Below are 12,093 nucleotides of genomic sequence, written 5' to 3'. Positions count from 1 at the left end.
ATGGTGGACAGGATTCACGGTGTGGCGGTCGATGCCGGTAGCGGGTTGGAGGCCAGCATTCGCGCGGCGCGGGGCGCGGACGCCAAACCTGACGATTTGCTGACGTTCAAACGGGCCGTACTGGAAACCCTGGGGCCGGATGCCACGACGGTTCTGGTCGACGCCACCTGCGGTCCTGATTTGCTGCACAGCTATCCCAACGGCTGCGCCCGGATGCTGGCCTTCGAGGCGGACGTCTATCACATCTCGGATGCGGACCGGATCACGGTATTACCCCGCAACTTCATCGTTGATGACTATCCGGCGATGGGCGTGGAGCAGCTGAAATTCTTCATGTATTACGCGCCGGATGATGATCCGGACCTGAACGCACGCAAGCAGGATCTTGTCGCCGATATCGGGCGCCGATGTCGCGCGGCGGGCATCCGATATCTGATGGAACCGTTGGTGTATCACCCGGACCTTGCGGCGGGCACTGCGGAATATGCCGCGCAAAAACCCGATTTGGTGCGGCGCGCGACGGACGTTTTTGCGGATGCTCGATTTCAAGTGGACGTTCTGAAAGTCGAAATTCCTGTGGATCTGTCTTTTGTGGAGGGCTTTGGCACGGCGCAGATGACACGCGCACAGGCGTTGGAGGCGTTCCGCAATGCTGCTGCTGCGGCAAACGGGATTGATCTTGTATACCTCAGCGCGGGCGTGTCCTTTGACTGGTTCGAGGCGTCCTTGAAACTGGCGGTGGAGGCGGGTGTCGATTTTTCCGGGTTCATGTGCGGGCGTGCGATCTGGTCGGATGGCGTCGCGATTTTTGGCGCGGAGGGCGAGGGCGCGTTACGGGCGTGGCTGCAGGACACCGGCAGGATGCGTCTGCGCCGTCTGATCGCGGCTTTGGAGAAGGGATAGATGCTTTTGGACGGTAAGATTGCGATCGTTACCGGCGGTTCCAGCGGCAATGGCCGCGCCATCGCCGACGGTTTCGCCCGTCAAGGGGCCAGGGTGATCGTCGCGGATCTGGATGAAGTCGGCCGGGAGGGTGGCACACCCACCGCAGAGGCCATCAATGCGCAATTCCCGGCGATGGCAAAGTTCGTCACCTGCGATGTCAGCAAGGTCGATCAGCTGGAAGCTCTGGTGGCGGTGGCCGAAGCCTGGGGCGGCTTGGATGTCATGGTGAACAACGCTGGCATCCTGCGGAAAGAGCCCATTCTTGAAGCGACCGAGGACGTCTTTCACCGCATGCAGGACGTCAATGTCAAAAGCGTTTTCTTCGGATCGCAGATGGCGGCGCGGGCCATGGTGAAGCGCAAAAGCGGGGTGATCATCAACATGTGTTCGATTGCCGGGATGCGGGGCACCGGCGGGTTTTCGCACTACAACATGTCCAAGGGGGCTGTACGTCTGTTGACCTACTCGCTGGCCGATGAGCTTGGGCCGATGGGGATCCGGGTGAACAACGTGAACCCTGGCATCATGCGCACGCAGATGAACATCGAGGATGATCCGGTGATCGGGACGGAAACCGGCGAAGGGTATCTGGACATGATCCCGGCCCGGCGCTGGGGTGAGCCCGAAGAAGTCGCGGATGCCTGCATTTACCTTGCCTCCGATCTGGCCAAATATGTGATGGGCACGTCATTGGTTGTGGATGGCGGATACCTGAGAATCTGAGGGAAAAACCATGAAACTTGGTCTGATCCGCGCGTCCCTGCCGAGCTATTTTCCCGAAAAGCACGGGGTGTGGGCCGCTGCTGAAACCGCCCTGACGGCCCTATGTGCCGATGAGGGTGTCGCGTTTTATATGCATGCCGATGTCCCGATGGATGCGCGGGAAATGGAAGATGCGCTTGCGGCTTGCAGGGCGCAGGGTGTTGATTTTGTTCTGCTCCTGCATGGCGGTTTCACGATGGGCGATGTCGCCCGCACCGTGGCGGCGTCTGAATTCCGCTGTGGCTTCTGGTCGGTGCCAGAGCCGGTGCGCACCGGAGATGTGCAGCTCAACAACTTTGTTTCGCTCAACATGTCGATGTCGATTGCGCGCCAGGTGCGCGACCTCTCTGCCCGGCCTGTGCAATGGTACCACGGCGCGCCGGAAAGTGCCGCCTTGCAAGATCGGCTGCGTTGCACGGTGCGGGCGCTCAAGGCGTTGAAAGCTCTGAAAGGCGCACGGATCGGCGTAATCGGTGGGTTGGCCATGACGTTCTACAACATGGAGGTGTCGACATCGGAGTTGCGCGCGCGACTTGGTGTCGATGTAGCCCATCATGATATGCATGAACTGACCGGGCGGATGAAGGCGTTGCCTTCTGATTTGGTTACCGCAGAGGTCGCAGAGATGGCCAGCGCTGCCGAAGTCTCCGGCGTGTCCGAGGACCAGATGGCACTGAGCGCCCGCGCGGCCCTGGCGCTTGCGGAGATGGCCGAGGCCGGTGGCTATGCGGCGCTAGCAGTCAGCGACTGGCCTGCGTTGCAGGATGATCCCGGCATGCACCCCGGGGCTGCGTTTACATGGTTGGAGGAACGTCACAACCTGCCCGTCGCGTCGGAGGGTGACGTGCTGGGCGCGGTGACGCAGCTTGTCGCGGCATCAGTGACCGGGCGGGTTGGCTACCTGCTGGATATGACGGAACCGGATTTGGCGAGCGGACAGCTCCTGATGTGGCATGGAGGCGGCGGCCCCTTGTATCTGGCCGATGAGGCGGGGGCGCAATGGATCAATCACCCGATGATCGGGCGCGGCACAGAGGCGGGCCCTGTCCATGGCGCGATCAGCGATCTGGTCTTCCGCGACGGCCCCGTCACGGTGTTTCGGGTGGCGCGGAACGCAAGCGCCTTCTTTGGCATGACCGCGCAGGTCTCGGGTCGTGATCCGAGTGGCTTCACAGGCTGTCGCGGGTGGCTGGACAGCTTCGAGATCGACGGGCAACAGGCGGGTCTGGAAGATGTCGTGGCCAGCGTGATGGCGCATGGGCTGGAGCATCACTTCGTACTGGTGCCCGGCCATGTCGTGGGCATCCTGACAGAATTCGCGTCGTGGACGGGCATGGACATATTGGGACGGGTCCCGATGCGCGGGCATCTGGATAGGCGCGACTTTACGTAGCTGCGGCGGCAAGCTTGTCGTAGAAATCGAGGAAAATCTCATCGCGCTGCACATCATGCGCTTCGCGCATCGGGTGGCGGTTTGCATCCCTTTGCCAGTACAACTCGTCATCCAGAATAGGCGACTGCGTTAAGTGCGTCGGCACCCAGTCTGGATTGATCAGCCAAGCAATGTTGATGATGTCCCAGATGACCCAGGTGCGCCGTTCCCTGTCCGAGATCGCGAACATGTCATGCAGCGGGTTGTGGATATAAAGATGGTAGAGGTAGTCGCCAATCGCCCCGCGCCCTTGGACAAACTGCGCCATTTCGGGTCGCGAAATCTTGAGCTGTGCGCCGACGTGATAGCCGGGCAGATAGACATGCGGCACGCCGCTGTCGAAAATGATGCGTGAGGCATGCACGTCCTGCACCAGATTTAGCGACGGGCGGTTGCAATGCGGGGCCGACGAGGGATAGGCCGACGTCCAGATCACAACAATACGCTCCCGTATCTCCGGTGCTTTGAGCAGGGCGCTGGCGATATTCGTCACACAGCCCATCGCCGCGATGTAAAGCGGCGCATCACCGGTTTTGGCAAGGCGGATGATGGTGTCGACGGCATCGGAGGCCACCACGTCCTCCGGATGTTGCATGTAGCGTTGCGCACCCTTGAAGACCTTGCCATCTGCGGAAATCCCAAGCTTTTCGTAGATGGTGCAAATCTCCGCATAGCTGAGATCCATACCTTCTGCAGGCCCGACAAATGTCAGATCCGCGGCGCGCCGGCCTTGTCCATGCAACCGGTCGAGCCAGCCCTGAAATCCGCCCACCAGATGCTCGTCGCGGGCCGTGCCTTCTTCCAGAGCCCGCTCGGCCGCCAGAAGCTCCGGCTGATGATGGGCAAAGGAAAACGGCACGGCTGTCACCGCTTCAACCGTCATGTGGTCCGGCGACATCAGCGCCCAGGCAATCGCGAACTGGTCATCGATTTCATTGGCAGCATCGGTGTCGATCAGCAACCGAACCGGCCCGTCATGTGGCAATGACAGGCGATCCTGCATCAAGGCGGGGGGGAGCGGTGAAAAGCTCATGGGCGGGTCTCCTCAGACGTGGCGTGGCGTGCGGGCGGATTGGGACAGGTTGAAACTGACGGACCCGGCGCGGAAAACATCCTCGTGAAAGACCATGCGCCCGGTGTCATCAAAGGCAGAACAGGCCTGCTTCAACAAGGGTTGTCCGGGCTCGATCTGGAAGGTCTCCGCCATGGTGTCATCGGCCAGAATGGGGCTGATGTCTTCGCAGGCTGCAGACCAGTCCAACCCAAAACGCGCGCTGAGGATGCGTAGAATGGATTGCTCGGGTCCGCGTTCCGGGAAGTCTTCGGGCCTAGCATCCTTGAGCAGCGCGCGGGGGGCATAGGTCATCACCAGCATGCTTGGCGTGTCATCGACCAGCCGGAGGCGGACCACGCGGCTGATCTCGGTGCCCTGCATCTCCTTGGGCAGGTCTGCGGTTTCCGGCGCGCCGGGGGCAAAGTGGTCCAGCGACATGAAGCGGGAGGAAGGATCGTGCCCCGCGCGCAGCATCGCATCGGTGAAGGACGTCAAGCAGGTGTCGGAGGCGGGCGACAGGGTCAGCACTCGGTAACCGCTGCCTTGCTTGCTCTCGACATAGCCATCCTGCACTAGCATGTCCAAAGCCCGTCGGATCGTCACGCGGCTCACTGAAAAATGCGTGGCCAGTTCGCTTTCGGTCGGCATGCGCCCGCCCACGGGGTACCGCCCCGCCTTGAGACGCTGGAGGATCACGCGGTACGCATGTTCATACTTCGGTTGCGTTTCTGATTGCATGGATACCATCCCCTATCCGACCCAGACGCTTTTGGTCTGACTATAGAGCGCGATGGCGTCCTTGCCCATTTCGCGCCCGTAGCCTGATTGTTTCACACCGCCAAAGGGCGAGGCGGCGTCGGTCTCCCCCCAGCAATTCACCCAAACGGTCCCGGCCTGCAGGGCGTCGGCAAACCGCCTGACGCGCGTCACATCTTGCGACCAAAGGCCCGCCGCCAGCCCGTAATCCGACTTGTTGGCCCGGGCCAGCACGTCGGCGTCGTCGGTGAACTTCAAAATCGACAGGACAGGGCCAAAGACCTCTTCCCGCGTGATGGTCATCCTATCCTCGACTCCGGTGATCAGCGTGGGCGGGATGAACCAGCCATTCCCCTGAGCCCGCGCGCCACCGATCTGCACCGTTGCGCCCTGCTGTTGGCTGGTCTCGACATGACCAAGGATCATATTCATCTGTTTTTCGCTGATCACCGGGCCCAGATCATGGCCGGGTTCTTCAAGGCTGGGTCCAACGCTGACCTCTCGCGCGAGCGCGGTCAGGCCGTCCACCACCTGATCATACACGCTGTCATGGACGTAGAGTCGCGCCCCCGCCGTGCAGCTTTGCCCGTTGTTGCCGAAGTTTGCCCAGAACGCACCGGGAATGGCGCGGGACAGATCGGCATCCGGAAAGATGATATTGGCCGCCTTGCCGCCCAATTCCAGCGAGAGTTTCTTGAGATTGCCGGCAGAGGCCTTGACGATCTCGCGGCCCGTGCGCGTGCTGCCGGTAAATCCGATTTTTGCGATGCCTTTATGCGCTGCCAGTGCCGCGCCCGCATCACGGCCATAGCCGGGCACCACGTTCAAAACGCCCTTCGGCAAGCCCGCTTCCAGCGCCAGATCGGCCAGGTAGAGCGCCGAGAGCGGTGTTTCTTCGGAGGGTTTCAGCACGATGGTGTTGCCTGCGGCCAGGGCGGGCGCGAGTTTCCAGGCGGCCATCAGCAAGGGGTAGTTCCATGGGGTGATCAACCCGCAGACCCCCACTGGTTCGATGCGTGTGTAATTCAAGCGGTCGGGTGTGCTGACCGGGATTGTCGCGCCTTCGATCTTGTCCGGCCAGCCCGCGAAGTACCGGAAATGCCGGGCGGACCACTGCGCATCGACATCCCGTGCGGTAGCGTATGGTTTGCCGTTGTCGAGCGCGTCGAGCTGCCCAAAAATCGGTGCGCGCTCTTCGATCAGATCGGCCAGTCGCCATAGAATGCGACCCCGGTCATGGGGCATCATCCGGCCCCATGGCCCGTCATCAAAGGCCCGCGTCGCCGCCTGAACCGCAAGATCAATCTCCGGCGATCCTGCCCGCGCAACCTCTGCCAGAGGACGTCCGGTCGACGGGTTGATCACCGCTAGCGTTTGGGCGGTATCGCAGCGCTTGCCCCCGATCCGGAGCGCCTGTTTGGCCTCAATGAAGGCGGCGACCTCTGGCAAGAGCGGGGTCATCTTCATGACTTGCCTCCCTGCGCCGCTTTTTCAGCTTCGCGCAGCGCACGGCGATTGATCTTGCCGGACGAGGTCATCTCGAACCCGTCGACATAGGCAAATTCGCGCGGCGCCTTGTAGCCTGCCAGCCGGGTTTTGACATGCGCGCGCAGCTGCTCGGACAGTGCCGCATCGCCGGAAAAGCCCTGTTTCAGCTTGATAACCGCTTTGACAATGGCCCCACGATCCGCATCCGGTTTGCCGATCACCGCAACTTCGGCCACACCGGGGTGGGCGAGCAGGCATTCCTCGATCTCTGCGGGACCGATCCGGAAGCCGGAGGATTTGATCAGATCGTCGGACCGGCCCTTGTACCAGAAGTACCCATCCGCATCCCGCACGGCCAGATCGTGGGTGCGCAGGTACGGCCCCAGCGCCATCTCCGCCGTCTTTTCGGGATTGTTCAGATACCCCAGAAACCGGGTGGGAGAGCTTTGCAAGGTCACGATCTCGCCCGGTTCACCGTCTGCGACTTCTTCGCCGTCTGCGTCCACCAGAAAAACCTGATGTCCCGGATAGGCGCGGCCCATGGAGCCGGGTCTACGGGAAAAGAGCGCGGCACAGTTGCCGATCAGGTGGTTCACCTCTGTCAGGCCGTAGAATTCATTGCACACGACCTTCAGCTTGGTCTCTGCCCAGTTCAGGGTTTCAGAGGCCAGCGCTTCCCCGCCGGTACAGATGACCTTGAGGGCCAGATCATGGACCGCACGCGGGTCGGGTGTCTGCGCCAGACGTTTGATTGCCGTGGGGGCAAGGAAACTGTGTGTCACCTGTTGGCGGCTCATGAAGCGATAGGCGTAATCGGCTGTGAACCGTTCCAGCGAGGTGGCGATGGGCCGCCCCGCCATCCATGCGGGAAACAACATGTCCAACAGACCACCAACCCATGCCCAATCCGACGGGGACCAATAGACCGCATCCGCGTCCTCCATCGCGAGGTTGAAGAACAGGTTGATCGAAGGCGTGTAGGCCGCCAGTATCCGATGCCCGTGCAGGATGCCCTTGGGCTTGCCGGTCGACCCGGAAGTGTACATCAGCAGGGCGGGGTCATCGCCGCCTGTGTACTCTGGCGCAAAGTCAGGCGCGTCGGTGTCCATGGCGGCGGCAAGATCCAAGTCACCATCCTGCGGGTCGCGGCAGAGGACATGTTTGAGGTGCGGGAAATCGGTCCGGGCCGCCCGGCGCATCGGCGCCCAGGCGTCGGCTGCGGTCAGGATGACGGGCAGTTCGCAATCGTTCATTGCATGGCGCAGCGTGTCGGGACCATAGAGCTGCGATAGCGTCACCGCGGTGCCGCCCAGCTTGCAGATGGCCATATGGGCGATGGCAGTATCGGGATGCTGTCCGGTGTGCAGACCGATCAGGCTGCCGCGTCCGTAGCCCAATTGCCTCAGCTGCGCGGCCAGGTTGGTCGCCGCGCGGTCGATCTCCGCAAAGCTTTTTACATGCGTGACGCCGGCACTGTCCTCGAAAATCATGGCCGGATTGTCACGCGTGGTGGGGCCGAGGTGCTTGCCCACGGTCATGTGAAAGATGTTCGCGTCTTCCGGCCACCTGATCTCGTAGCCATCACCGACTTCGGTCAGATTGAGCCCGGCATGCAGGTCGCGGGGAATGTTGATTTTTGCGCTCACCCGTCCCGCTCCCCGCCAAGGGCTGTCAGACACAGCACGGGCAGATCGTCCCCGGATGCGGCGATGATGCCCCGCGTTTCCGTTGCGGGAATAGCTTGCAGCCGCAGCGTGGTTTTCGTGGTGGCCCCGTCGAAGTGCACGAGACCGAAATCGCCGTCCAGCCCGGTGGTGCGAAACAGGATCTGCGCGGTGCCGGGCAAGTCTGTCCAGTCCCCCTTCAAGCAGCCGCAGGTGCAAACCCGCAAGGGTGGAAAGCTGGTCGCGGCGCAGCTTTGACAGCGCCGGGCTCTTGCTTTGCCAACCGATAGCCCAGCGACATAGGGCGCCATCCAACCCGGGTTTAGTGCGTAGTCGAGGCCGAGATGATGTGAAATCATGCCGCTCTCTCCGCGCGCTCAAGGATCGTGACCGCCGAGAGTGTACAGACCCCGCCATGGGTGTCTGCCAACGCATAGCGTGGCAGCGTGTCGGGCTGCAGGGCGGGGTGGTACCGGCCTTCGAGGAGCAGGGCGCAGGTTGCCGTCTGCCCGACGCCCGTTGCGCCCACGGGCGCGCCTTGCCCCATCAATCCGCCGGACAGGTTGATCGCGCAGCGGCCGGAGGGCGCAAAAGCTCCGTCGTTCAGGTCGCGCGATACATCCTCGCTCAGCCCCAAGGCGGCAATGGCCTGCAGTTGCGTCCCCGCATAGGCGTCGTAGAGTTCGGCAAGGCCGATCTCCGCCGGGGTCGCGCCTGCGTCGGCACAGGCCCGCTGCATCGCCATCTGTTTTGCGTTGAAAAACCCCGGATCGGCCCGCGCGCCGAGATGCATGTGATCCGTCGCGGCCCCCATCCCGGCAATTCTGGCGGCTCCGATACGCGTGCGCGGTGTCGCATCGGTTCGGGACAGGATGATCGCCGCGGCTCCATCGGACAATGGTGAGCAGTGCAAGCGTCTATAGGGTGAAGCAATGGCCGGGCTATCGGCGATGTCCTGTGGGCTATCCCTGCGTGGCAAATGCGCACCGGGATTGTGGCACGCATTGCTGCGGTTCTGGAGCGTCACGGTCGCCAGATCCGCCTCCGTTCCCCCATGTTCCGCTGCAAAAGCCTGAAAGGACAGGGCATAGAGCGCCGTTGATGTCAGGCCCGTCATACCATCCGTCCAGGCGTCGAAGGAAAACCCGTAAAGGGTGCGGACCGCATCACCTGACAATGAGGAGGCGGAGGGATCGGCGCCGATGACAGCCACATGTTTTGCCGCCCCGGCCTGAATGGCGCGGGCGGCGGTGTGCACGGCAACCTGACCTGACGCGCCGCCACCTTCGCAGCGCGTGGCGGCAACCCCCGTCAGACCAAGTTCTGTGGCCAGAACCGATGCCGGGTTCAGCTGCAAATGGAAAAAATCGCTCTCGGAGGCGACGTACAGCGCGTCGATATCCGACCGCTCCAAGCCGGACCGTTCCAAGGCCATTTCAAAGGCCGAGAGGGCCCAGTCACGAAAGCCCGTCCCGTCCTTGCGCCGGTTGAAGGGCGTCAGGGCAGCGCCGGTGACTGTGACGTCTCTGACTTGCATCTCTCAACGGTGCTCACATTTGGCTGGATCACCGGGATACTTTGACCTAACATATTTGTAGATACAAGTTGATTTTAAGATGAACGCGCAGGGCCGCCGTATGCCGGTTTCGGCGTCACGGTGATGGGCTGGCGAGGATTTCGCTTTGAGTTTGAGGCCGCTTCTGACGTCCGGATTGATCTGTTTCTGCGCAGGTGGTCTCTATGGATGGAGCGCTCTCATCGCGCCAGTGCAGGCCGCTTACGGCGTCACCACGGCCCAGACGGGTTTGATTTTCTCTCTGGCAATCGTGAGCTTTACCGTCGCGGTTATCCTTGTGCCCCGCCTTCCCGTGCGGACGTCGACCCCAAGAGCCGTGGCCTGTTTCGGAATGTTCGGTGCCCTTTGCGTTCTTGCAGCGGCGCGCATGCCGGAATTTGGATTTTTCCTGCTGTGGTTCAGTGGAGGCTTCGGCGCCGCAAGCGGCGGCATCTATATCGCGGCCCTTGGCGTTGCCGCCTCGGCGCCTGCGCATAAGATCGCCACCCCGGCCATGGTCGCGGCCTTCGGCACCGGCGGCGCCGTTTTTGGACCGCTATGGCGGGTGATGGACACAGAGGGCTATGGGTTGGACGGGTTGCCGCTGTTGGCTGCTGGCCTTGGCTGTTGTTCTATGTTGGCGGCTCTTACGTCGAAGTCTGGCTCCTCCATACGCAGCACGCCGCGTGCGGAACGCGTCACACCCGCCCGCCCGGCGCAGTCGACACAGGTGCTGGCCATGATCTGGACCATTTTTGCCTTCGGGTCGTTCGGCGGGCTGATGGTGCTTGGACTGGCCTCCAAGATGATGGACGTCGCCGGTGCTGACGTCGCCCTAGCCAGTCTCGGCCTGGCCGGTATCGCGCTTGGCAACACCTCGGGCCGGCTGTCTGTTGCCCTGCTGACCCAGCACCTAACGCCGCAGACCTGCATGCTGGTGGCGATGGGCCTGACGCTGGCTGGCTTGGCGATGGCCGCTTTTCACCTCAACCCGGTGATGCTGTGCGTCGCGCTGATCCTGGTGGCCACGGGCTACGGGGTCGTCGCCTCGACGGTTCCGGTCATGACCAGAGCCGCCTTTGGGGCGGATGACTTTGCCAAACGCTTCTCCGTGGTGTTTTCCGCGTGGGGGGTCGCGGGGTTTCTCGCGCCCTGGGCGGGTGGGGTGATGTTCGACATGCGCGACAGCTTCATGCTGCCATTGCTATGCGCGATGGGGGCCGCACTCGTGTGTGGCTGGCTGTCGGTGCGCCTGCCACGCCGTGCCACTTTGAAGGGTCTCCCTGATCCCTGACGAAGGGCACCCGCACAACGGATGCCGACACCACGTCACTGTGACGCAGCGGAGAATTGCGCCACCCCCGGCAGACGTTTCTTGCGATAGGCAGAGGCGGACATGCCAACATGGCGCTTGAACGCATTCCTGAAACTCGACGTCTCCGTGTAGCCGACCTCGCTGGCGATCTCCTCGATGGGCGTGTCACTTGTCTCCAGCATCTGTTTGGCTTCTTCGATGCGCAGGGTCTGGATGTAGTCGGCGGGCGATTGCCCGGTGGCACGGCGGAACCGTCGCAACAGGTTGCGTTCGGTCAATCCCGTGCGCTTGGCCATCGCGGCAACCGGTCGTGGCACCGCGTAGTTATCCGCCGCCCAGACCTGAGCCTCGGCCACAACCGCGTCTTCATGCTGCCGCCCGGCCAACAGCGAGGCATAGTGCAATTGCCCTTCAGTATGCGGTTGCAACAGATAGATCTTTGCCATGCGTCTGGCCTCTTCCTCGCCTGCAAAGCGGCCAACCAGGTAGAGCATCAAATCACCCCAGGCGGACGCGCCGCCCGCTGTCACCACACGGTGCCCCTCACCTGCGGGAACCAGAATGCGCTCCCGCCGCAACTGAATATCCGGAAACTCCCGCGTCATGAAATCACCGAACCCCCAGTGCGTGGTCGCCTCCAGCCCGTTCAGCAACCCCGTGGCCGCGAGCAGGACCGATCCCGAACATACGGATGTAATGACGGCACCCCGGGCGTGGGCAGTGCGGATGTAGGCCGACATTTCACCAAATTCATTCGGCATCGGACTGGAAGGGGCGAGATGCAGATCCGGCACGATCACGACATCCGGTCGATCAAAGTCGCTCAACGCGCCATCGGGCGTGATGACCCGGCCATTCACATCCCGGTAGGATGCACCATCGACCGATAGAAGCTTCGCGTCGAAGGCCGAGGGGTTCGGTTGCGTGCCGTGCAACATCTGCCAGTCGCGCCCGACCGAACCCATGACATCGAGAATGCCGAAAACAGTGGAGGTGCCGACGCAGGGCATTGCCAGCACGGCAGTTCGGCAGGCGGTAGGAGAAGAGGTCATGCGATATGTCCGATTTTCACCGCTTTGATCTGTTCGCCGCATATCACGACTCGCAAGCATACGGCAATAG

11 protein-coding genes are annotated in these 12,093 nt (G+C 62.3%); 4 read left to right on the top strand and 7 right to left on the bottom strand.

Annotated features, from left to right (window positions below; all coding sequences use genetic code 11):
• The 3 genes from Q1A52_RS02805 to Q1A52_RS02795 are packed head-to-tail and all read left to right on the top strand — an operon-like array spanning position 1 to position 3,100.
• Positions 1-903: a tagatose 1,6-diphosphate aldolase gene (locus Q1A52_RS02805; RefSeq protein ID WP_300010551.1), complete on the top strand. Its 903-nt coding sequence runs from the start codon at positions 1-3 to the stop codon at positions 901-903.
• Complete coding sequence (locus Q1A52_RS02800) at positions 904-1,668, top strand: SDR family oxidoreductase (protein WP_300010548.1); 765 nt, start codon at positions 904-906, stop codon at positions 1,666-1,668.
• Between the two features lie 10 nt (positions 1,669-1,678).
• Positions 1,679-3,100 (top strand): hypothetical protein, encoded by a 1,422-nt coding sequence (locus Q1A52_RS02795; protein ID WP_300010545.1) that lies wholly within the window; start codon positions 1,679-1,681, stop codon positions 3,098-3,100.
• Here Q1A52_RS02795 and Q1A52_RS02790 read toward each other — a convergent pair.
• Genes Q1A52_RS02790 through Q1A52_RS02765 form a run of 6 tightly spaced genes read right to left on the bottom strand, consistent with a single transcriptional unit; the run spans position 3,093 to position 9,638 of the window.
• Positions 3,093-4,172, bottom strand: a complete 1,080-nt coding sequence (locus Q1A52_RS02790; RefSeq protein ID WP_300010542.1) for a nucleoside hydrolase — start codon at positions 4,170-4,172, stop codon at positions 3,093-3,095. The two genes, Q1A52_RS02795 and Q1A52_RS02790, sit on opposite strands and share 8 nt — an antisense overlap.
• Before the next feature lie 12 nt (positions 4,173-4,184).
• Positions 4,185-4,931, bottom strand: coding sequence for a GntR family transcriptional regulator (locus tag Q1A52_RS02785; RefSeq protein ID WP_299957535.1), 747 nt, complete (start codon positions 4,929-4,931; stop codon positions 4,185-4,187).
• 12 nt (positions 4,932-4,943) lie between these two features.
• A complete protein-coding gene (locus tag Q1A52_RS02780; RefSeq protein WP_300010537.1) occupies positions 4,944-6,416 on the bottom strand; it encodes an aldehyde dehydrogenase family protein in 1,473 nt (490 codons plus the stop codon).
• Entirely contained in the window at positions 6,413-8,083 is a 1,671-nt protein-coding gene (locus tag Q1A52_RS02775) for an acyl-CoA synthetase (RefSeq protein ID WP_300010534.1), read from the bottom strand. Before Q1A52_RS02775 ends, Q1A52_RS02780 begins: the two co-directional genes overlap by 4 nt.
• Entirely contained in the window at positions 8,080-8,460 is a 381-nt protein-coding gene (locus tag Q1A52_RS02770) for a hypothetical protein (RefSeq protein ID WP_300010531.1), read from the bottom strand. The genes Q1A52_RS02775 and Q1A52_RS02770 overlap by 4 nt, the downstream gene beginning before the upstream one ends.
• The gene (locus tag Q1A52_RS02765; protein WP_300010529.1) at positions 8,457-9,638 is read right to left on the bottom strand and encodes a thiolase family protein; all 1,182 of its coding nucleotides are present in this window, start codon (positions 9,636-9,638) and stop codon (positions 8,457-8,459) included. The genes Q1A52_RS02770 and Q1A52_RS02765 overlap by 4 nt, the downstream gene beginning before the upstream one ends.
• Positions 9,639-9,783: 145 nt before the next feature.
• On the opposite strand from Q1A52_RS02765, the gene Q1A52_RS02760 reads away from it, so the two are divergent.
• Positions 9,784-10,950: an MFS transporter gene (locus Q1A52_RS02760; RefSeq protein WP_300010526.1), complete on the top strand. Its 1,167-nt coding sequence runs from the start codon at positions 9,784-9,786 to the stop codon at positions 10,948-10,950.
• A 35-nt stretch (positions 10,951-10,985) separates the two neighbouring features.
• Here Q1A52_RS02760 and Q1A52_RS02755 read toward each other — a convergent pair whose 3' ends face one another.
• Positions 10,986-12,023, bottom strand: a complete 1,038-nt coding sequence (locus tag Q1A52_RS02755) for a GlxA family transcriptional regulator (protein ID WP_300010523.1) — start codon at positions 12,021-12,023, stop codon at positions 10,986-10,988.
• Between the last annotated feature and the right edge of the window lie 70 nt (positions 12,024-12,093).

Source organism: uncultured Roseobacter sp., from assembly GCF_947488185.1.
Lineage (GTDB): Bacteria > Pseudomonadota > Alphaproteobacteria > Rhodobacterales > Rhodobacteraceae > Roseobacter.
This window is presented reverse-complemented; position numbering and strand designations above follow the sequence as displayed.